At 64.6% G+C, this 21,776-nt stretch carries 18 protein-coding genes and 1 riboswitch; of the genes, 6 read left to right on the top strand and 12 right to left on the bottom strand.

Going from position 1 to position 21,776, the window contains the following annotated elements; all coding sequences use genetic code 11:
- Positions 1-6 precede the first annotated feature (6 nt).
- Positions 7-1,887: a phosphomethylpyrimidine synthase ThiC gene (gene thiC / locus N0B28_RS02175; RefSeq protein ID WP_054915742.1), complete on the bottom strand. Its 1,881-nt coding sequence runs from the start codon at positions 1,885-1,887 to the stop codon at positions 7-9.
- A gap of 146 nt (positions 1,888-2,033) precedes the next feature.
- A riboswitch (TPP riboswitch) is annotated at positions 2,034-2,139 on the bottom strand.
- A gap of 142 nt (positions 2,140-2,281) precedes the next feature.
- On the opposite strand from thiC, the gene N0B28_RS02170 reads away from it, so the two are divergent.
- Complete coding sequence (locus N0B28_RS02170) at positions 2,282-3,712, top strand: TolC family outer membrane protein (protein WP_043863566.1); 1,431 nt, start codon at positions 2,282-2,284, stop codon at positions 3,710-3,712.
- A 78-nt stretch (positions 3,713-3,790) separates the two neighbouring features.
- On the opposite strand, the gene waaA is transcribed toward N0B28_RS02170, so the two are convergent.
- Both waaA and N0B28_RS02160 read right to left on the bottom strand, forming a co-directional pair.
- Complete coding sequence (gene waaA, locus N0B28_RS02165) at positions 3,791-5,065, bottom strand: lipid IV(A) 3-deoxy-D-manno-octulosonic acid transferase (RefSeq protein ID WP_100632907.1); 1,275 nt, start codon at positions 5,063-5,065, stop codon at positions 3,791-3,793.
- Positions 5,066-5,079: 14 nt separating this feature from the next.
- Complete coding sequence (locus N0B28_RS02160) at positions 5,080-5,970, bottom strand: LysR family transcriptional regulator (protein WP_275730084.1); 891 nt, start codon at positions 5,968-5,970, stop codon at positions 5,080-5,082.
- A gap of 85 nt (positions 5,971-6,055) precedes the next feature.
- Here N0B28_RS02160 and N0B28_RS02155 point away from each other — a divergent pair, with 85 nt between their 5' ends.
- From N0B28_RS02155 to N0B28_RS02140, 4 genes are all read left to right on the top strand, one after another.
- Entirely contained in the window at positions 6,056-6,388 is a 333-nt protein-coding gene (locus N0B28_RS02155; RefSeq protein ID WP_043863569.1) for a multidrug efflux SMR transporter, read from the top strand.
- Positions 6,389-6,456: 68 nt separating this feature from the next.
- Positions 6,457-7,632: an FAD-dependent oxidoreductase gene (locus N0B28_RS02150; protein WP_058541608.1), complete on the top strand. Its 1,176-nt coding sequence runs from the start codon at positions 6,457-6,459 to the stop codon at positions 7,630-7,632.
- Entirely contained in the window at positions 7,629-8,441 is an 813-nt protein-coding gene (locus tag N0B28_RS02145; protein ID WP_058541609.1) for an aldo/keto reductase, read from the top strand. Before N0B28_RS02150 ends, N0B28_RS02145 begins: the two co-directional genes overlap by 4 nt.
- Positions 8,442-8,481: 40 nt before the next feature.
- The gene (locus N0B28_RS02140; RefSeq protein WP_043863572.1) at positions 8,482-9,435 is read left to right on the top strand and encodes a hypothetical protein; all 954 of its coding nucleotides are present in this window, start codon (positions 8,482-8,484) and stop codon (positions 9,433-9,435) included.
- A gap of 36 nt (positions 9,436-9,471) precedes the next feature.
- Here the strand turns inward: N0B28_RS02140 and hldE are convergent, their stop codons facing one another.
- Complete coding sequence (gene hldE / locus N0B28_RS02135; protein WP_043863573.1) at positions 9,472-10,893, bottom strand: bifunctional D-glycero-beta-D-manno-heptose-7-phosphate kinase/D-glycero-beta-D-manno-heptose 1-phosphate adenylyltransferase HldE; 1,422 nt, start codon at positions 10,891-10,893, stop codon at positions 9,472-9,474.
- A 122-nt stretch (positions 10,894-11,015) separates the two neighbouring features.
- Positions 11,016-12,824: a lipid A export permease/ATP-binding protein MsbA gene (msbA, locus tag N0B28_RS02130; RefSeq protein WP_058541611.1), complete on the bottom strand. Its 1,809-nt coding sequence runs from the start codon at positions 12,822-12,824 to the stop codon at positions 11,016-11,018.
- 152 nt (positions 12,825-12,976) lie between these two features.
- Here msbA and N0B28_RS02125 point away from each other — a divergent pair, with 152 nt between their 5' ends.
- Positions 12,977-13,582, top strand: a complete 606-nt coding sequence (locus tag N0B28_RS02125; protein ID WP_058541612.1) for a hypothetical protein — start codon at positions 12,977-12,979, stop codon at positions 13,580-13,582.
- Here N0B28_RS02125 and N0B28_RS02120 read toward each other — a convergent pair.
- From N0B28_RS02120 to N0B28_RS02090, 7 genes are all read right to left on the bottom strand, one after another.
- Complete coding sequence (locus N0B28_RS02120; RefSeq protein ID WP_123753305.1) at positions 13,568-14,680, bottom strand: glycosyltransferase; 1,113 nt, start codon at positions 14,678-14,680, stop codon at positions 13,568-13,570. The genes N0B28_RS02125 and N0B28_RS02120 overlap by 15 nt on opposite strands.
- Before the next feature lie 48 nt (positions 14,681-14,728).
- A complete protein-coding gene (locus tag N0B28_RS02115) occupies positions 14,729-15,502 on the bottom strand; it encodes a hypothetical protein (RefSeq protein WP_058541614.1) in 774 nt (257 codons plus the stop codon).
- Positions 15,503-15,573: 71 nt separating this feature from the next.
- The gene (locus tag N0B28_RS02110; protein ID WP_275730079.1) at positions 15,574-16,530 is read right to left on the bottom strand and encodes a glycosyltransferase; all 957 of its coding nucleotides are present in this window, start codon (positions 16,528-16,530) and stop codon (positions 15,574-15,576) included.
- Positions 16,531-16,579: 49 nt separating this feature from the next.
- Positions 16,580-17,989, bottom strand: coding sequence for a PIG-L family deacetylase (locus N0B28_RS02105; protein WP_078479859.1), 1,410 nt, complete (start codon positions 17,987-17,989; stop codon positions 16,580-16,582).
- The gene (locus tag N0B28_RS02100; RefSeq protein ID WP_043863580.1) at positions 17,986-18,882 is read right to left on the bottom strand and encodes an antimicrobial resistance protein Mig-14; all 897 of its coding nucleotides are present in this window, start codon (positions 18,880-18,882) and stop codon (positions 17,986-17,988) included. The genes N0B28_RS02105 and N0B28_RS02100 overlap by 4 nt, the downstream gene beginning before the upstream one ends.
- Complete coding sequence (locus N0B28_RS02095) at positions 18,882-20,012, bottom strand: glycosyltransferase (protein ID WP_054915750.1); 1,131 nt, start codon at positions 20,010-20,012, stop codon at positions 18,882-18,884. Before N0B28_RS02095 ends, N0B28_RS02100 begins: the two co-directional genes overlap by 1 nt.
- On the bottom strand, positions 19,996-21,753 hold the full coding sequence (locus N0B28_RS02090; protein ID WP_043863582.1) for a carbamoyltransferase: 1,758 nt from the start codon (positions 21,751-21,753) through the stop codon (positions 19,996-19,998). The genes N0B28_RS02095 and N0B28_RS02090 overlap by 17 nt, the downstream gene beginning before the upstream one ends.
- Positions 21,754-21,776: the final 23 nt, after the last annotated feature.

Below are 21,776 nucleotides of genomic sequence, written 5' to 3'. Positions count from 1 at the left end.
ATCGCCTCAGACCTTCTGGTACAACTGGCTGCCTTCCTGGCGGAACCGCTCGGCCTGCTCGCGCATGCCCTCTTCTACCGCCACCTCGACCGGCTGGTTGGCGGCGTATTCACGCACTTCCTGGGTGATCTTCATCGAGCAGAACTTCGGCCCGCACATCGAGCAGAAGTGCGCGACCTTGGCCGAATCCTTGGGCAGGGTCTCGTCGTGGAACGAGCGTGCGGTGTCCGGGTCCAGGCCCAGGTTGAACTGGTCTTCCCAGCGGAACTCGAACCGCGCCTTGCTCAAGGCGTTGTCGCGGATCTGCGCGCCCGGGTGCCCCTTGGCCAGGTCCGCCGCGTGCGCGGCGATCTTGTAGGTGATGATGCCGGTCTTGACGTCGTCCTTGTTCGGCAGCCCCAGGTGCTCCTTGGGCGTCACGTAGCAGAGCATCGCGCAACCGAACCAGCCGATCATCGCCGCACCGATGCCCGAGGTGATGTGGTCGTACCCCGGCGCGATGTCGGTGGTCAGCGGGCCCAGGGTGTAGAACGGCGCCTCGTCGCAGCACTCGAGCTGCTTGTCCATGTTCTCCTTGATCAACTGCATCGGCACGTGGCCGGGGCCTTCGATCATGCACTGCACGTCATGCTTCCAGGCGATCTTGGTCAGCTCGCCCAGGGTCTCCAGCTCGCCGAACTGCGCCGCGTCGTTGGCGTCGGCGATCGAGCCCGGGCGCAGGCCGTCGCCCAGCGAAAAGCTGACGTCGTAGGCCTTCATGATTTCGCAGATTTCGTCGAAATGGGTGTAGAGGAAGTTTTCCTTGTGATGCGCCAGGCACCACTTGGCCATGATCGAGCCGCCGCGGCTGACGATGCCGGTCACGCGCTTGGCGGTCAGCGGCACGTAGCGCAGCAGCACGCCGGCATGGATGGTGAAGTAGTCCACGCCCTGCTCCGCCTGTTCGATCAGGGTGTCGCGAAACAGCTCCCAGGTCAGGTCCTCGGCCACGCCGTTGACCTTCTCCAGTGCCTGGTAGATCGGCACCGTACCGATCGGCACCGGCGAGTTGCGGATGATCCACTCGCGGGTTTCATGGATGTGCTTGCCGGTGGACAGGTCCATTACCGTGTCCGAGCCCCAGCGGATGCCCCAGGTCAGCTTGGCCACTTCTTCCTCGATGGAGGAGCCCAGCGCGCTGTTGCCGATGTTGCCGTTGACCTTCACCAGGAAATTGCGGCCGATGATCATCGGCTCCAGCTCCACATGGTTGATGTTGGCCGGAATGATCGCGCGGCCGCGAGCGACTTCCTCGCGCACGAATTCGGCGGTGATCTCCTTGGGGATGCTTGCGCCGAAGCTGTGCCCGGCGTGCTGCTGGTCGAGCAGGCCGGCGGCGCGGGCCTCCTGCAGCTTCATGTTCTCGCGGATGGCCACGTACTCCATCTCGGCGGTGATGATGCCCTGGCGCGCGTAGTGCATCTGGCTGACGTTGGCGCCGGCCTTGGCCCGGCGCGGGTTGCGCACGTGGGCAAAGCGCAGCTTGGTCAGTTCCACGTCGTTCAGGCGCATCTGGCCGAAACTGGAGGACAGCCCGGCCAGGCGCTCGGTGTCGCCGCGCGCGTCGATCCAGGCCGAGCGCACATCGCCCAGGCCCTTGCGCACGTCGATCTGCACGGTGGGGTCGGTGTAGGGGCCGGAGGTGTCGTACACCAGCACCGGCGCGTTGGCTTCGCCGCCGAAATCGGTGGGGGTGTCGTCCAGGCTGATTTCGCGCATCGGCACCTGGATATCGGGGCGCGAGCCCTGCACGTAGATCTTGCGCGAACGGGTGAACGGCTGCACGGACTGCTCGTCGACCTTGGCCGATTCACTCAGGTGCGCGGGGTATTTTTGTTTTTGGCTCATCACAGGCTCTCCAGACGGGTTGGCAGTCGGAGTGAACCTGAAAGGCACGGGCGCACCAGGGCTGGTGCTGTGCCGAAAACGGAAGATGCCACACCAGCCAAAAAGCTGAAATGACAATCCCGCAGCCGACACAAGAGGGCTCGCGGGAGACGAGCAATCTTGTTCCCTACGCAGGCGCTAACCTGATCAGGTTCAACGGGATCCGGAATTATCCGATCTCAGCCTCAACGCAAGGCACCCCGACAAGAACGCGCCCAGCATAGACCGGTGCGACGCGAAACGCCAACAGTCCAAGCACAAGCATGATAAAAGGCGCAAATAGCGGATTGTTGCAAAATGCCTGCGCAACTACACTCATCGGTTCAGAAATACTCAACCGTTCAAGGACTGCCCTATGCTGCGCAAACTTTCACTGGCCCTCGCCGTGTCGTGTGCTACCAACGGAATGGCCTGGGCAGCAGAACCGCCCCTGTCGGTACGCACCGATCTGGTCAGCGTGTATCAGGAAGCGGTGAACAACAACGCCGACCTGGCCGCTGCCCGCGCCGACTACGGCGCCCGCAAGGAAGTGGTGCCCCAGGCCCGTGCCGGCCTGCTGCCCAACCTCTCGGCCGGCGCCGAGATGATGAACAGCCGTACGAAGATCGATCACCCCTCGATCACCGCCAACCGCAGCGGCAACTCCTGGCAGGCCACCCTGGCCCAGCCGATCTTCCGCGCCGACCGCTGGTTCCAGTTGCAGGCAGCCGAAGCGGTGAACGAACAGGCGGCGCTGGAGCTGTCGGCCACCGAACAGAACCTGATTCTGCAAAGTGCCGAGAACTACTTCGCCGTGCTGCGCGCCCAGGACACCCTGGCTTCGACCAAGGCCGAAGAAGCCGCGTTCAAGCGCCAGCTCGACCAGAGCAACGAGCGCTTCGATGTAGGCCTGTCGGACAAGACCGACGTGCTGCAGTCCCAGGCCAGCTACGACACCGCACGCGCCAACCGCATCGTCGCGCAGCGCCAGGTGGACGACGCCTTCGAGGCACTGGTGACCCTGACCAACCGCGACTACAACTCGGTGCAGGGCATCGTGCACACCCTGCCGGTGCAGGTACCCACGCCCAATGACGCCAAGGCCTGGGTAGAAACCGCCGCAAAGCAGAACCTGAACCTGCAGGCCACCAACTACGCGGTCAACGCGGCCGAGGAAACCCTGCGCCAGCGCAAGGCCGGGCACGCGCCGACGGTGGACGCGGTGGCGCGCTACCAGAAGGGTGACAACGACAGCCTGGGCTTCAGCAACCCCAACCTGACGGGCCAGAACTACCGCGGCGACGTGGAGCAGACCAGCATCGGCCTGCAGCTGAACATCCCGATCTACAGTGGCGGGCTGACCAGCTCGCAGGTGCGCGAGGCGTACCAGCGCCTGAGCCAGAGCGAACAGCAGCGCGAGAGCCTGCGTCGCCAGGTGGTGGAAAACACCCGCAACCTGCACCGCGCGGTGAACACCGACGTGGAGCAGGTGCAGGCGCGCAAGCAGTCGATCATTTCCAACCAGAGTGCGCTGGAAGCGACCGAAATCGGTTACCAGGTGGGTACGCGCAACATCGTCGACGTGCTGGATGCACAGCGCCAGCTGTACACCTCGGTGCGCGACTACAACAACACCCGGTATGACTACATCCTCGACAACCTGCGCCTGAAGCAGGCCGCCGGGACCTTGAGCCCGCAAGACCTGAATGACCTGGGTCGCTACCTCAAGCCCGACTACAACCCGGACAAGGACTTCCTGCCGCCGGACCTGGCCAAGGCGGCGCAAGCCAATTTCGAAAGGCCCTGAAACAGCTTCGCCGGCAAGGCCGGCTCCTACAGGTGTTGCGCACCCCGTGTAGGAGCCGACCTTGCCGGCGAACAGGCCTCACGCCTTGAGCAGATTCCCCAGCCCATCCAGCAGGCGCTTCAACGCCCCCTGATTGGCCCGCATCACCCCGACCCCCGCCTCGCCCATCTTCAGTGCATCGCTGGGCAGCTCGATCAGGCGCCGCACCTCGGCCGCCAGCCCCTGGGCATCATCCACTTCGCACAACGCCCCCGCCTCGCGCAGCATTGCCGCGATCTCGAGAAAGTTGAACAGATGCGGCCCACTCAGCACTGGCCTGGCCAGTGCAGCCGGCTCCAGCAGATTGTGCCCGCCGTTGGGCACCAGGCTGCCGCCGACGAACGCGATGTCCGCCAGCGCATACAGAAACAGCAGCTCGCCCATGGTATCGCCCAGCAATACCTGGCAATCCGCCGTCACCGGCGCCCCGCCAGAGCGGCGCACCGTGGAAAACTGCGCTGCGCACAGCCCATGCACCGCGTTGAAGCGCTCCGGATGGCGCGGTACCAGCATCAGCAGCGCGTCCGAATGGTGCGCCAGCAACTGCCGATGCGCTGCCAGGATCACCTCGTCCTCGCCCTCATGGGTGCTTGCGGCAATCCACACCGGCCGTTGCAGCGCCTGCCACTCTTCACGCAGTGCCCTGGCGCGCACCGGCAGCTGCGCATCGATGGTCAGGTCGAACTTGATCGAGCCGGTCACCTGCACGCACTCGGGCCGCGCACCGAGCTGGCGAAAACGCTCGGCCTCGGTTTCGGTCTGCACCGCGATCAGGCTCATCTCGGCCAGCATCGGCCGGGTCAACCCGGCAAAACGCGCATAGCCCTTGGCCGAACGCGCCGACAACCGCGCATTGGCCAGCGCCACCGGTATGCCACGTCGGGCGCACTGATGGATATGGTTGGGCCACAGCTCGGTCTCCATGATCACCGCCAGTTGCGGGCGAGCACGCTCCAGAAACCGCGCCGCCGCCCACGGCAGGTCGTACGGCAGGTAGCAGTGCTGGATGCGTGGCTCGTTTGCGAACAGCGCCTGGATGCGCTCGGAACCGGTGGGCGTCATGCAGGTGATGGTGATCGGCAACTGTGGATAACGTTGCAGCAGGGCACGCACCATCGGCGCGGCGGCGATGCTCTCGCCCACCGACACCGCATGCACCCAGATGCCCCCCGGCTGCAGGGGCGGCAGCTTCAGGCCGAAGCGCTCGGCGATGCGCCGGGCATAGGCCGGCGCCTTGCGCGAGCGCAGGTACAGGCGCAGCGCGACCAGCGGCAGGCCCAGGTGAAACAGCAGGGTATAAAGGGTTCTGTTCATGGCGCCGAAGTGTACTAGCCAATGGCGCACAAATGCACTGCGAAGCGCTCGGCCAGCCAGCGCGCGGCCGGCCCCAGCGGCTCGTCGCGGCGCCACGCCAACTCCACCACCAGCGCCGGCGGGCGCCACTCGCTGGCAAGCTCCACCATCTGCTGCTGGTAGGCCGGGTACTGCACCACATGGCGCGGCAGCCACGCCCAGCCCAGCCCGCGCATGAGCATCTCGGCCATCACGTAGAAGCTGTCGGCGCGCCAGATCTGCGGGCTGATCGGTTCGCCGCCAGGGTAGCCGCTCTGCTGGGGCGTGATCAGCAACTGACGGTGCTGCGCCAGCTGCTGGCGATTGACGCTGGGCAGTTGCGCCAGCGGGTGATGCACCGCGCACACGGTGACCATCTCCACGCTGCCCAGCGCCTGGCGCTCCAGCGCTGCAGGCATGTGCTCGTGGTGAAACATCAGGCCCAGGTCGGCACGGCGCTCCAGCAGCTTGCGCGCCACATCGCCCTGGGCCCCGCTGGCCACCTGGATTTCCAGCAGCGGGTACTGCACGGCCAGCTCGTCGAGGCTGTCGAGCACCGGCTGGAAGGGCATGGCCTCGTCCTGCGCCAGGCGCAGTTGCGCCTCCTGCCCGCGCATCAGCGCCTGCGCCCGGCCGTCCAGGCGCTCGCACTGGCGCAGCAGCTCGCGTGCCTCCTCGAGCAACGCCTGGCCGGCATCGGTCAGGCGCGGCTGACGCCCGCTGCTACGCTCGAACAGCGTGACCCCAAGGTCGGCCTCGAACAACGCGATGGCGTTGCTGACCGCCGACTGGGCCTTGCGCTGCTCACGCGCCACCGCCGAGAACGAGCGCAGTTCGGCGACCCGCACGAAGGTGCGCAGCTGTTCGAGGTTCCATTGACCGTGCATGCCAGCCTATCTCCAGAATAGATAGGTAATGACTTTACCCCATTGCGCCATCCTCTAGAATGCGCGACCAGAACAGAGGACTACCATGAACGCCTATACCTACCTGGCCATCGCCATCTGCGCCGAAGTCATTGCCACCGCCTCGATGAAGGCGGTCAAGGGCCTGAGTACGCCGCTGCCCCTGCTTCTGATGGTGTGCGGCTACATCGTGGCGTTCTGGATGCTGACCCTGGTGGTGCGCAGCATTCCGGTAGGCATTGCCTACGCCATCTGGTCGGGCCTGGGCATCGTGCTGATCAGCATCGCGGCGCTGGTGATCTACGGGCAGAAACTGGATGTGCCGGCCATGCTCGGCATGGCCATGATCGTCGGCGGCGTGGTGGTGATCCAGGTGTTCTCCAAAACCACCGGGCATTGATGAGCGACAGGGTACGAAACCTCACAGGCTGTATACTGCGCTCCTGTCTTTGCTTGTGAGGTGCGTGCATGTCATCCGTTATTTCCACCGACGTGCTGATCGTCGGCGCAGGGGTCGCAGGCCTCTGGCTCAATGCCCGCCTGCGCCGCCTGGGCTACTCGACGGTGCTGGTGGAACGCGCCAGCCTCGGTGGCGAGCAGACCCTCAAGTCCCAGGGGATCATCCACGGTGGTGCCAAGTACGCCCTGCACGGTGCGCTCACCGGCGCCTCCGAGGCCATTGCCGACATGCCGCGGCGCTGGCGCGAGGCCCTGGCCGGCAACGGCGAACTGGACCTGAGCGGCGTGCGCCTGCTGTCCGAGGCGCACTACCTGTGGTCGCCCGGCACCCTGGCCGGCAACCTCACCAGCTTCTTCGCCAGCAAGGCGGTACGCGGCCGGGTCGACCAGGTCAAGGGCGACCAGTTGCCCCCTGCCCTGCAGGACCGTGCCTTCAAGGGCAAGGTGTACCGCCTGGCCGAACTGGTGGTGGACGTGCCGAGCCTGCTCGCGCGCCTGGCAGAGCTGGCCGGCGACAGCCTGCTGGCCGGTGAACATATCGAACCGCTGCATGAAGGTGACGAACTGGTCGGCTTGCGTGTCGATGGCCGCGATATCCGCGCCCAGCGCGTGGTGCTCAGCGCCGGTGCCGGCAATGCCGCGCTGCTGCAAAGCCTGGGCCTGAGCCAGCCGGCCATGCAGCGCCGACCGCTGCACATGGTCATGGCCAAGGGCCCGAGCCTCAAGCCGCTGTACGCCCACTGCCTGGGCGGTGGGCCCAAGCCGCGCATCACCGTGACCACCCACCCGGCCGCCGACGGCCAGTGGGTGTGGTACCTGGGCGGCGACCTGGCCGAAGCCGAGGGCGTTGCCCGCGAACCCGAAGCGCAGATCGCTGCCGCCCGCAAGGAGGTCGCGGGGCTGCTGCCCTGGGTCGACCTCAGCCAGGTGCAGTGGGCCACCGTGCGTGTCGACCGCGCCGAACCCGCGCAATCGGGCCTGGTGCGCCCCGACAACGCCTTCCTCGCCGATCAGCAGCGCCTGCTGGTGGGCTGGCCGACCAAGCTGGCCCTGGCACCGGACTTCGCTGACCGCGTGCTGAACAGCCTGGAACGTGACGGTATCAAGCCAGGCAACCTGCCTGCCCTGCCGCCCCTGCCAAAACCGCCCCTGGCACAACCGGTATGGGAGCAACTGCTGCCATGAGCCTGCCGACCCTGCACCCCTATCACCGCCCGCTGGGCAGCACCGGCCTGAGCGTTTCCCCGCTGGGGCTGGGCACGGTCAAGCTGGGCCGCGACCAGGGCGTCAAATACCCCAACGGCTTCACCATCCCCGACGACGACGAGGCCCGCCTGCTGCTGCGCCAGGCCCGTGAGCTGGGCATCAACCTGATCGACACCGCACCGGCCTATGGCCGCAGCGAAGAGCGGCTGGGCCCATTGCTGCGCGGCCAGCGCCACGACTGGGTGATCGTCAGCAAGGTCGGCGAAGAGTTCGACGACGGCCACTCGCACTTCGACTTCAGCGCCGCCCACACGCGCCGCTCGGTGGAACGCAGCCTCCAACGCCTTGAAACAGATTGTATCGATCTTGTACTGGTGCATTCCGACGGCAACGATCTGCGCATTCTGCAGCAGGAAGCGGTGTACGAAACCCTGGCCCGGCTCAAGCAGGAAGGCAAGATCCGCGGCTTCGGGCTGTCCGGCAAAACCGTCGAAGGTGGGCTGCAGGCCCTGCAATCAGGCGATTGCGCGATGGTTACCTACAACCTCGACGAGCAGGGCGAACGCCCGGTGCTGGACTATGCTGCCGAACACGGCAAGGCCATCCTGGTGAAAAAGGCCCTGGCCAGTGGTCATGCCTGTCTGGCCCCGGGCGTCGACCCGGTGCGGGCCAGCTTCGAGCTGCTGTTTGCCCACCCCGGGGTGAGCAGTGCTATTGTCGGCACCATCAATCCCGTGCACCTGGCCCACAACGTGGGCGTGGTTGCCAAGATCCTGAGCCAGCGCTGAGCCGCCGTCGCGGCCGACCCCAACGCAAGAAGGAGCCGAGATGCCGCGCACGCTGATCCGCAAGAACCCCAGCAACTTCAAGACCCTGCCCCTGCATGTGGAAGCCGGCCCCGAGGGCCTGAGCTACCAGAGCATCGGCATGCCGCTGAACTTTGCCCAGACCCTGCAGCGGCGCAAAGCGATCCAGGTGGCCGACCCCGAGCGTTTCGCCGTGGAGCTGGCCAACCTGGGCGTTTCGGTGCGCCTCACCCTGCAGTGGCAGAACCGCGACTACTGGGTGCTGGTGCGCCAGCGCCGCCAGGACCGCGGTGATGTGGTGCTCAAGCTGATCTCCGGTTACGTCCCCGCTCAGGAGCTGAACCTGCCCTTGCACACGGCCGTGCAGGAAGTGGCCGAGGAATGCCTGCTGGAGACCCCGGAAGGCTGGCTTGGCGGGCGTTTCAACGACACCTGGTTGCCGGCGCCGTACGCCGACGCGCTGCATTACCGTGAAGCGATGCCCTTCGTGCTGACCCCTCACTCGGGGGCCGCGCGACCGGTGCGCTGTGGCAACCAGCCGTTGATCGAGCGACCGCGAGCCTATGTCCACCTGCCCACGGCGTCACTGCAACTGATTTATGACCTGCGCCTGCAAGTGCCCAGGGAAGCCAAATCATTGAGCCTGTTCCATGTGGACGAGCGCCTTGAGGGCGACCAACTGGTGGCACGCCTCAACCGCAGCCGGCCAGACTTGTACCTGATGCCGCTGGAAGACGGTCAGCCGCAGGCCGAGCTGTACACCCTGAAGAAGGACCGATTGGTGCCGGCGAGTACCCGTGGTATCTACCTGGCCGAAAGCTTTGCCCGGCAGGATGGCTGGCTGGTACGTGAAGAGCGGATTCGCTGGAAGGACTGGCTGAGGCAGCAGGGGCTGGTGGCGCCCAGGCCGGACTCGAAACTTAAAAGGCTGACGGGCAAGGCCCGCCAGCTGTTGGGGCTGGCTTTGCAGAAGTAGGACGTTTTTGCAGGCCCTAATCGCGGGTCAAACCACTCAGTTCTTGCGGATCTTCTCCACGATCGCCGTGGTCGAGCTGTTTTCCACCAGCCCCAGCACCTTCACCGTACCGCCATAGGCCTTGACGATATCGGCGCCCACCACCTGATCGATGCCGTAGTCGCCACCCTTGACCAGCACGTCGGGCTTGACCTCGGCAAGCAGGTTTTCCGGGGTGCCTTCGGAGAAGCTGATGACCCAGTCCACTGCCCCCAGCCCCGCCAGCACCGCCATGCGCCGGTCGACACTGTTGATCGGCCGACCCGGCCCCTTCAGGCGACTGACCGAAGCATCGTCATTGACCGCCACGATCAACCGGTCGCCCTGCGCACGCGCCTGCTCCAGGTAGGTCACGTGCCCGGCATGCAGAATGTCGAAGCAGCCATTGGTGAACACGATCTTCTCGTTGTGCGCCCGCGCATCGTCGATGGCCAGCAGCAACTGCTCAAGGCTCAGCACCCCGCGCTCGGAGCCTTCTTCGCGCTGGATGGCGCGGCGCAGTTCCGGCGCGCTGATGGCCGCCGTACCCAGCTTGCCGACCACGATGCCGGCAGCCAGGTTGGCCAGACCGACCGCATGGGGCAGCTCCTCACCGGCGGCGATCGCCGCCGCCAGGGTGGAGATCACGGTATCGCCGGCACCGGTCACATCGAACACTTCACGCGCCCGTGCCGGCAGGTGCATGGCCGGATGGCCCGGGCGCAGCAAGGTCATGCCGTGCTCGCCTCGGGTCACCAGCAAGGCGCCCAGTTCCAGCTCGCGCATCAGCTCGCCGCCCTTGCTGACCAGTTCGGTCTCGTCGGCGCAATGCCCGACGATGGCCTCGAACTCGCCCAGATTCGGCGTGATGACGCTGGCGCCGCGGTAGATCGAGAAATCCTTGCCCTTGGGGTCGGCCAGCACCGGAATGCCCTTGGCCCGCGCGGCCTGAATCAGGCTCTGATGGTTCTTCAATGCGCCTTTGCCGTAGTCGGACAGCACCAGCACCTTCACCCCTTCGAGCAGGGCGTCGACTTCGGCGCCCAGCGACAGCGGGTCGGTGGCAAAGGGTTCTTCGAAATCGATGCGCAGCAGTTGCTGGTGACGGCTCATGACCCGCAGCTTGACGATGGTCGGCTGATGGGCGATGCGCTGGAAGATCGAACGAACCCCCGCTGCCTGCAGGCTGTTGGCCAGGCTGTCGGCGGCCTCGTCCTGGCCGGTGACGCCCACCAGCGAGGCCGGCGCACCCAGCGCGGCAATGTTCAGCGCAACGTTGGCCGCACCACCCGGACGGTCCTCGATCTGCTCGACCTTGACCACCGGTACCGGGGCTTCAGGTGAAATGCGAGAGGTACCGCCATGCCAGTAGCGGTCGAGCATGACATCCCCGACCACCAGTACCGGAGCTTGATCGAAACGCGGCATGGACAACTTCATGGGCAACCCATATAGACAAAATGAACAGGGGCGGGATATTAGCACAGCCCTGGCACCGGCCTGTTCGGCGCCGGTAACCTGCTGTGACAACCAGGGCGCAGAACGCGCCCTGGCAGGGTGACTCAGGTGATGTCGGCCTTGGCCGGCTCATCCAGGCCCATGGCGTGCAGGCGCGCGTAATAGCCGTTTTCGGCCAGCAACTGGCCATGCGTGCCACGCTCGACGATGCGCCCCTGATCCATCACCAGGATCAGGTCGGCCTTCTCGATGGTCGACAGGCGGTGCGCGATCACCAGGGTGGTACGGCCTTTCATCACCTGGTCCAGGGCGGCCTGGATGTGCCGCTCCGACTCGGTATCGAGGGCCGAGGTGGCCTCGTCCAGAATCAGCAGCGGTGCATTCTTGAGCAGGGCCCTGGCGATCGCCAGACGCTGGCGCTGGCCGCCGGACAGCAGCACGCCGTTCTCGCCGACCTCGGTGTCCAGCCCTTGGGGCAACTGATCGATGAACTCCTTGGCATAGGCATCGGCTGCCGCAGCCTCGATCTGCTCGCGCGGCGCACCGGCCAGGTCACCGTAGGCGATGTTGTTGGCCACGGTGTCGTTGAACAGGGTCACATGCTGGGTCACCTGGGCAATGTGCCGACGCAGGTTACGCAGGCGGTACTGCTCCACCTCCACGCCATCGAGCAGGATCTCGCCCTCGGCATGCGGGTAGAAACGCGGTATCAGGCTGGCCAGGGTCGACTTGCCGCTGCCCGAACGCCCAACCAGCGCCACCATCTGACCCGGCTCGGCGGTGAAGCTGATGTCATCGAGCACGCGGCGCTCGCTACCCGGGTAGGTGAAGCTCAGGTGGCGTACATCCAGACGCCCGGTAACCCGGTCGCGCTCGACGGTGCCGTGGTCGACTTCCGGCTCCACATCCAGCTGCTCGAAGATGCTCTCGGCCCCCGACACACCCTTCTGGATGGTCGAGCTGACTTCCGACAGCTGGCGGATCGGCTTGGGCAGCAGACCGGCCGCGGTAATGTAGGCCACCAGGTCGCCGGCGGTGGAGTCGCCGCGCAGGTACAGCACCAGGAACATCAGCACGGCCATGGCCGAGTAGATCACCAGTTGCAGCATCGGTGTATACACCGCGCTGGTCTTGGTCATGCGCAGCTGCTTCTCGGTGTTGCTCTGGCTGGCATCGGCGAAGCGCTGCTGCTCGTAGTTCTCGCCCCCGAAACTGCGCACCACGCGATAGCCCTGGATGGTCTCGGACGCGACATGCGTCACATCGCCCATGGCCACCTGGATCTTCTTGCTCTGCTTGCGGAATTTCTTGCTCGAACTGCTGACCATCAGCGCGATCAGCGGCAGGATCGCCAGCATCACGATGGTCAGCTTCCAGTTCATCCACAGCAGATAGCCGAACAGGAACACCACGGTCAGGCCTTCGCGGATCACCACCTTGATTGCATCGGTGGCGGCGCCGGTGACCATGGTCACGTTGAAGGTGATACGCGAAATCAGGTGTCCGGAGTTGTGGCTGTCGAAATAGCGGTTGGGCAGTACCAGCAGCTTGTTGAACAACTCCACCCGCAGGTCGTGCACCAGGCCCAGGGAAACCTTGGCCAGAAAGAAGTTGCCCAGAAACGAGCCCAGGCCCTGCCAGGCGGCGATCAGCACGATCAGCAGCGGCACGGCCTGCAACAGTTGGAGGTCACGCAGGTAAGGCACGTTGGGGAACAACACCGCTTCGGGATTGCTCAGCCCATCGACGAAATACTTGAGGATGCCCGCCAGCATGGGCTGGGTCGAGGCGAATATCACGAAGCCGAGGATACTCAGCAGGAAAATGCCAATGTAGGGCTTTACGTAGGTCAACAGTCGGAAATAGATCTTCAGACTGGAGCTCTGCTGCGCCGTGCGCGGTGTTTCAGCCATCTTCGAGCTCACTGTTCAGGTTGAACGATCGATTTTATCACAGCCTGCCGATTGGGCACGCGCCCGGTCCGGCATGCTGGCGTGGTGCATTGGTGAAGTTTTCGGCATTATGCCCTGTCTTTCCTGCTCGCTACTTCGACAAGGCCATCTACATGCAATGCTCCCGGCTCCCTCAGGCCGACCTCAACCAACTGATCGTCGGTGCCCAGATACTGGAAGCTGACAGCTACGGTGCGAAAGTCTACCTGCTAGAGAACGGCAATATCCTTAAACTTTTCCGGCGCAAGCGCCTGCTGTCGTCGGCGTTGCTGCGGCCCTACTCCCGCCGCTTCATCGACAACGCCGCCAGGCTGGAGCAGTTGGGCATTCCGACTCTGCGTGTATTGGCGCATTACCGCCTGGAAAAGCCCGGCATGACGGCGGTGCTGTACCACCCCCTGCCCGGCCAGACGCTGAGCCAGCTCAGCCGCAAGGAAGGTTTCAGCTGGCAGCAGGCACTGCCGGACATGGTCCGCCTGGTACGGACCCTGCATCGATCGGGGGTGTATTTTCGCTCGCTGCACCTGGGCAACATCGTGGTGACGCCCGACCAGCAGTGGGGGCTGATCGATGTGGCGGACATGCGTTTTCTGCGCGGGCCGCTGAGCCGGCGCATGATCAAGCGCAACATACAGCACTTTGGCCGCTACCTGTCACGTGAAAAACTCGACGGGAGCTTCCCCCTCGCCGAGCTGGAGCAGGCTCTACTGACTCCCTGAGTCAGGCTTGACCGCCCACATTTCCCGCAGGGTTCGACTGAAGCACTCCCAGGCTTGCTCCGGGGCCAGCGAGCGGTGCTGCGCCTGGGCAACGGCGGTTGCCGGCAGGCTGGCGCAACGCTCGATGGCAGCGGCCCACTCCTGCACGTCACCGACCCGTGCGTAAAGACCGCTATCACCCAACTGTTCATGGAACACCGGCAGGTCACTGCACAGTACCGGCACGCCGGCAATGACTGCCTCCTGCAGTACCAGGCCCAGGCCCTCGGCCCGGGAAGGCACGAGCAACCAGTCGAACGCCTGGTACAGGCGGCCCAGAATGTCACAATGCCCTGTCAGCGATACCTTGCCCTGCAGACCCAGCGCCTGGATCTTTTGCTGCAGCAATGGCCGCTCGGGGCCTTCGCCGAGAATGACCAGGCGCAGATCGGGTTGCGTCCGGCTAGCGGCGGCAAATGCATCGATCAGGTAGTCGAACCCCTTGTCCATGACCAGGCGACCGACAGCCCCCATGATCCGCACACCGGGCTCCCTCAACCCCATGACCTCGCGCGCTTGCTGTGCTGTCAGTTGCTCGTCACAAAAACGGGTAGGTTCCAACGCGGTACGCAAGGCCGTCACCTTCAGGCCCAGCTCGGCCTGCAATGACGCCGCCAGCGTGGCCGACACCGCCACCAGTGACAGCTGCGCCGGCTTGAACCCGCGCAACAGCGCCACATCCCTGGGGTGCAAACGGGTCTTGCCGTGAAACACCACAGTAGCCTTCACCTCAGGCAACCCCCTGAGAACAGGCAGTATCAGGCGCGATACCCCCAGCCCATCGAGCAGCAATGCGTCGGCTTGGGCTTCGATCAACGCCTTGCGTAGACGAGCGCGTAACCAAGGCTGCAGCAGCCCCCATACATGACGGCCCTTTATCAGGCGTTGCGGCAAGTTCCATTCTCGAGACGGCCCAGGAACACACGCCGCCCCCTGACCTTGCAACAGCCAGCTGTTCACGGAAATCTCAGGAGGCACCAATGAAAGGATCTGCTGATGGACCTTGTGCACCGAGACGAACGGCGAGCCACCAGCCCACATGATATTGATGACGTTCACTGGCCAGCCCACCTTGATTCACATATTACTGAAAAGACAGAAAACAACTCACAAAAAAAGAAGAGCAAGGCCCACTCCCACCACCAACCCCACTATTACCGCCAACGTCAACCGCACACGCTCGCGCTGCTTGCGACGTACCTTGCGCAGCCGCTCCTCAGGCACCGTGACATGATTGCCGAATCCGGTGTGCAGCACCGCATCGCCTTCAAGGGTCACAGCGGTCAGCTCAAGTTCGGCATACCGCTTTGAAAGCGACTTCTCGCCGCTATGCGCAGCGAAAGGTGCACATAGATGATAGTCACTCAGGCGTCGCAGCCCAGGGTTCAGCGAGAAAGACTGCCACTCGGGCTTGTCCGAGAGCAGCGGGTAGCAAGGGACCCCAGCGATGATCTCGCGCTCGCCCAGGTGAATGTAGGGGCTGTTGACATTGAGGTCGTAGACGAAATTGCGCAGCCATACCTGCAGCAGTTTCGGCCGCGCCTCGAGAATCACCTGCGAATCTTCGACGAAGGCCGGGCGATAGAACCGCCAGTCATCTTCGCAATGAAAGATGTACGGGGTTTTGACATGACCGTAAGCCAGATCGATCGACGCCAGCTGCCCAAGCTTGGGCTTGTTCACGAACACCGTGCAGTAAGGCTTCCAGTGCTCCGGAATGGCGTCGTGCACGGCCTCGTCACCGCTGTCTTCGGTGATGAAAACCTCACGGATAGGCGCTGTGTTGAACTGATCGAAACTGTCCAGCGTCAGCTTGAGCAGATCGAACCGCCCACAGCTGGTCACTACCAGCGTCACATCACTCTTTTCACTAAATTGCACAGCAACCCCCGGTAAATGCGTCCATGCAGTTGCAACCTCTCCAGTCCGTTCAGGCTGCACGCCCAGTGGAGTCAGACCCCCAGTTTCAGACGCAGACGCTGCCAAGCGCTCAGTGGTGGGTGAGGACGGAGTACCGGCTGCAACTGCTCGACAATACTGCGCCCGACCTGGGCGAAACTGAAACGTGAAACCGCCAGATCACGGCCGTTGGTGGCGATACGCTGCACCAGGGCCTCGTCGGCACGCAGGACCTTCAACTTGGCCTGCAACTGGGCAATGCTGCCATACAGTACGACGTTGTGCATGTCCTGCAAACCCAGCGCACGATTCTCCGCCTCGCCCTGGTCGAACGCCAGCAGCACGCAACCGCAGGCCATGGCCTCGAAGTTCTTGATCATGTACTCACCCATGCCGACGTCGGCGCTGACGAAGAAACGAATGCGGTTGAGCGTGTCGCAATACTCGGCACCCGAATTGGTACGGGTCACCACCAGGTTCTCGACTTGCCCCAGCTCGTCGAGCAACGCCTTGCGGCCGCTGTAGGCCACACTGTTGGTGCTGCCGACGAAGGCAAGTTCCATGTCCCGCTCGCGCCCCTGGTCGGCCAGCAACTGCTGGTCGTAGCCCTTGGGCACGAACACCGCGTCGAAGCCTTCCTGGCGCAGACGCTCGCTGACCATGTAACCCGAGCTGATCACCCGGGCCCAGGGCAGCTTGCGGTAATGCGCGCTGAACTTGCCGGTGTACTTGCACGGAATGTAGTTCTGGTAGGCATCGTGCTCCAGAATGACCAGATTGGGCACGGTACGGATGAAACCGACCTGACGGATCTCCTGCTTGAAGCGCAGGAAGAAGATGATGCGGTCGTACCGGGTGACGTCCACCTCGCGGCGAAAATACCCGCGCAGGTCGCGCTGTTCGACACTGCTCAACCAGCGCAGGTCGCATTCGCAATGGGCCGCAACCCCTTCGTACAGCCGGTCAAGAATGGCCCGCTGTTCCTTCTGCACCAGAAATAGAACTTTCATTGTCTTCCTTGCGGCGCTCGGGCCACAGCTATGCATTCATGCACCGGGTTCAGAGGTCCCGGCGCCAGAACAATTCGTGTCGACGTACCGCCTTGCGGAAGAACTCGTTCTCACCGTAAGGCGAAGGCTGACGCCCGGCCAGCCAACGTTGCAGCAGGCGACGCAGGCGACGCTTGAAGGGTGCACGCGGCTGCAGGTCATGCATCATGCCCAGGGCCATGGCCTTGTCGCGCTGGGTGTCCAGCGTCAGGCTCAGGCTGTAGGGCGCCCAGGCCTGGCCAGGCTCGACCTGCGGCGGCAAGGCAATGCCGGAACCGCTGTCACCCATCGGCCAGCGATCGTTGTCATGCAGGTGGTTGGCGTAGTACAGCACGCTCTCGGGCTGCCATTGCAGGCCGTGCAACGCTTCGAGCACGGCGGCCTGGGCACACAGGTGGTCCGGATGCGGGTCCAGGGTCGGGTGCGGCATCACCAGCACCTGTGGGCGCGCCTGCATGATCAGTGCACGCAGGTCGGCCAGCAGGTTGTTCCAGGTGGGCGCGCCGTCCTGGTCGCCCGGCAGCGACAGGGCGTTGAGCTGGCGGAACAGCCGCGTATCGCTCAGGTCGGCTTCGCGTGAGGCGACGGGCTGATCCGGTGCGGCCTGCATGGCGGGCAACTGCAGGCAGAAATAGCCCAGTTGCACGCACTGCGCTTCTGGCACACCGGCCCAGCGCGGTACGGCGATACTGTCCCACGCGCGCAAGCGGCCCTTCAGGCGTGCGGCCTGCGCAGGCTCCAGGCCCATCTGCTGGTAATGCTCGGCCTCGATCTCGCCGGCCGTAAGCGTCACGACCCACGCCTCTTCGGCCTGGCTGTACAGCCCGTAGGCGGCCAGTTCCGCATCGTCGGCGTGGGGCGCAATCACCATCACCCGGCGCTGGCGCAGGTCGCTGGCGCGCACCACGATCAGCGACGCAGCCTCGACCACCCGGCAGCAACGCCCGCGGATGCGCAGAGTGCCGGCCAGCAGCGCCGGCGCCTGCCCGGTCAGATTGAGGTAGCGCAGTCCGTCGACCCCGCGCTCCAAGCCCTGCAGGTCCGCCTCCCCCTCGCCCGACACCTCGACGCCAGGGTCGCGAAAACGCCCCAGCAGCGAGCTTTTGACACGCACCTGCAGCACCAGCGTCTCATCGCCCGACAGGCTCAATGATGCCGGCGCACGCAGCACCAGGCCATCCAGCGACACCGGCACGCGCTCGCAGGGTTCAGGGAACTCGTACAGATAATCATCACCTGGCGAATAGAACAGGTGATCGGCAAACCATGCCTCGTGAGCCACCCACAACAGCGGCAACAGCATCAGCGCCAGCCACCATTTCACCAGCACGCCCAGGGCGATCAGCACCACCAGAGCGACCAGCAGGCCCACGCGCTTGTTGCGCCGATGGCGCCTGAGCAACTGCTGCTTGCGGCTCACACCTGAAACACCGGCACGGGGTTGCACCATCGGTCCTTGTACTCGCGATCGGCGCGGCCGAAGGAGAACCGCAGCGGCTTGTTCAGCGCACGCGCGGCTTCCCAGGCGCTCTGGGTGTTGAGAAAGCTCAGCACGCTGCCCGGGCTGAACGCACGCGTCTCGGGGTCGACGCCGCCGTTGACGTACTCGACGCTGACCCACTCGGGAGCCTCGACGCGGTACACCAGCTGGATCGCGATCGGCTTGTCTTCCAGAAACAGCACCGAGCCGATCAGCAACGCGCGCAGGCGTTCGACCATCTCGGCCATGCGCTCGGCACCGGTGGCCGCAAAGCCCCAGCGGCGCTGGAACAGGTCGCAATACATCGACGCGATCTCGGCACTGGTGAACTCGGTGATGGCCCGCACCTGCCCACCCGCCTCTTCCAGCAAACGCAGTTCGCGGCGCTGGTTGTAGCGAAACTTCTTCGACAGTTCTTCGGGCTGGCGTGCCATGGCCAGGGCTTCGGGCTGCGCCTTGAGGCCGCTGAAACGGCCCTGGTTGAGCTCGGACAGGTAGCGCCCGGCATGGCGCAGCGGCGCCTGTGCATCGGCAGCGGCCGGCAGAATCAGCTCGGCATTGCCCAGGTCGAACAGGCCCTTCTTGCCCCGGCGCTTGAGCACGTCCTTGGACAGTGCCAGGTAGCGGTCCCAGGTGGGGATGGCCGCCTTCAGTTCGTCACCCTGGTACCAGCCCAGGTAACGCACCGGAATATCGGCCATCTCGGCCAGTTGCGCGAGCACCAGCGGGTGGGTCGCCACACTGCCGCCAAAGCGCTGCCAGGCGTCGGCGTAGGCCGGCGCATCGATCACGCGCCAGCCGCGCTCACGCCAGCCTTGTACATAATTGAGCATCAGGCCTGCCCCGTCAGTTCGACAACCTGGGGAAGGTGCCAGAAAGTCTCGCGCACGGCCGTGTCGGAGAAGCGTTCGCGCAGGCGCTCGAGCATGCGCTCGGCACAGGCCTGGCGTTGCGCCTGGTCCAGCTCGGCCAGGTGTTGCAGGCCTTGCGCCAGACGCTCGGCATCCCCGAGCGGGAACAGGATGCCGACACCTTCGACCACTTCCTTGGCGCCACCGCAAGCGGTGGCCAGCAATGGCACGCCGGCCACCATCGCTTCGAGCAGCACCATGCCGAAAGGCTCGTGGTCCGAGCTCAGGGCAAACACGTCGAAGGCACTGAAATAGCGCCGTGCATCCGGTACCTGGCCGAGAAAGTCCACCTGTGCGGCAATACCCAGCGCCTCGGCCTGCGCCTTGAGCGCGTGCTCCAGGCGGCCGGTGCCCAGCACCGCCAGGCGGGCGCCTGCCGGCAGTGCCGGCAGCGCCTGGGCAAACCCGCGCAGCAAGGTGGCCTGGTCCTTGTCCGGATGCAGGCGGCCGACATTGCCGACGATCCACGCCTTCGCATCCAGGCCCAGGGCCTGGCGCGCCTGCGCGGCGGGCACCAGGCTGGCCTGCAGGGCGTCGATGTCGATGCGGTTGTACAGCGTCTGGATACGCTCGGCCGGCCACTTGGGCAGGCACTGGCGCATGTCGTCGCGCACCGCGTCCGACACCCCGAGCAGGCTCAGGCGTTTGCTGAACAGGTTGGCGAACAGCTGGCGGGTACGCCGCTGGTAGTCGCCAAAGGCGTGGTGCACGCCGATCACCGGCAGGCGGGTGGCCAGCAGGGCGATGTAGATCGGCTTGAAGCGGTGGGCGATGCAGAAGCTGAATCGGCGCGACGCGGCAATGCGGCGCAGTTCGCGAATCGCGCCCAGCTTCAAGCCACGAATGGCCTTGGAGCTGAACTCGAGAAACAGCACTTCATCGCTCGCACAGCCCGCCGCCACCTGCGGATCGGCGGCGCCGGTGAGAAACACCGTGGTGACGCGGTAGCCCTTGCCCGCGAACAGGCTGGCGTACTGACGGGCGCAGTCGAGAAACGGCCCGTCATAGCCATGGCAAAACTGCAGGACGTGCCGTTCAGCCAACGCTGTCATAAGCTTTCGCGCCGTCCTTGACCACCAGGATGTCTTCCATGATCAGGTACTGCAGGTCCGAGCCGAAGAACATGTTCAGGGCATCGGTCGGCGAGCAGATCATCGGTTCGCCACGACGGTTGAGCGAGGTATTGAGCGACACGCCGTTGCCGGTCAGGGTCTCCAGCGCCTTCATCATGTCGTAGTAGCGCGGGTTGTACTCACGCTTGAGCACCTGGGCCCGCGAGGTGCCATCTTCGTGGACCACTTCCGGCACGCGGGTCTTCCACTCTTCAGCCACTTCGAAGGTGAAGGTCATGAACGGGGCCGGGTGATCGATCTTGATCATCTGCGGCGCCACGGTGTCGAGCATCGACGGGCAGAAAGGCCTCCAGCGCTCGCGGAACTTGATCTGGTGGTTGATGCGGTCGGCCACGCCCGGCACGCTCGGGCAGCCGATGATCGAACGTCCGCCCAAGGCCCGCGGGCCGAACTCCATGCGGCCCTGGAACCAGGCCACCGGGTTGCCGTCGACCATGATCCGGGCGATCTGCTCGGGCATGTTGTCCAGCTTGCGCCAGGTCGGCTTGTGCTCGTGACGGGCGCAGGCGGCGATCACGTCCTCGTTGCTGTACGCCGGGCCGAGGTAGACGTGTTCCATCTTCTCGACCGGTACGCCACGGGCGTGGGACACATAGGCGGCAGCACCGACTGCGGTGCCGGCGTCGCCCGAGGCGGGCTGCACGAACAGCTCCTTCACGTCGGGACGGGCGATGATCTTCTGGTTCAGCTTGACGTTCAGCGCGCAGCCGCCGGCAAAGGCCAGCTTGCCGGTTTCCTTGAGCACGTCACCCAGGTAGTAGTCGATCATCTGCAGCGCGAGCTTCTCGAACAGCGCCTGCATGCTGGCCGCATAGTGGATGTACGGCTCGTCGGCGATGTCGCCTTCGCGCTTGGGGCCCAGCCACTCGATCAGCTTGGGCGAGAAGTAGAAACCCTTGCCCTTCTCTTTATAGCGGCGCAGGCCGATGACGTTGGCGTAGTCGGTGTTGATCTCCAGCTCGCCGTTTTCGAAGCTGGCCAGGCGCGAGAAGTCATACTTGCTGGCGTCGCCGTACGGCGCCATGCCCATGACCTTGAACTCGCCGTCGAGCATTTCGAAGCCCAGGAACTCGGTGATCGCGCCATACAGGCCGCCGAGGGAGTCCGGGTCGAAGAATTCCTTGATCTTGTGGATCTTGCCGTTTTCGCCGTAGCCGAAGAACGTGGTGGCGTACTCACCCTTGCCGTCGATGCCCAGGATCGCGGTCTTTTCCTTGAAACCCGAGCAGTGGTAGGCGCTGGAGGCGTGGGCCAGGTGGTGCTCGACCGGTTCGATCTTGATCTTTTTCGGATCGAAGCCCAGTTGCTCCAGGCACCAGACGATCTTGTTGCGGTAGCGCTTGTAGCGACGGTTGCCCATCAGCAGCGCGTCGAGGGCGCGATCCGGGGCGTACCAGTAACGCTTGGCGTAGTGCCAGCGGGCCTTGCCGAACAGGCTGATGGGGGCGAACGGAATCGCTACCACATCGACATCGGACGGCTTGATGCCGGCCTGTTCGAGGCAGAACTTCGCCGATTCGTAGGGCATGCGGTTCTTTGCATGTTTGTCGCGCACGAAGCGCTCTTCTTCAGCGGCGGCAATCAGCTTGCCGTCGATGTACAGGGCCGCGGAAGGATCATGGCTAAGGGCGCCGGACAGGCCAAGAATCGTCAATGCCAAGGGTCTAGCCTCTTCAAATCTGT

Source organism: Pseudomonas sp. SD17-1, from assembly GCF_029201585.1.
GTDB classification, from domain to species: domain Bacteria; phylum Pseudomonadota; class Gammaproteobacteria; order Pseudomonadales; family Pseudomonadaceae; genus Aquipseudomonas; species Aquipseudomonas palmensis.
The sequence above is the reverse complement of the archived record's forward strand: the minus strand, read 5'-3'. Positions and strand labels throughout refer to the sequence as shown.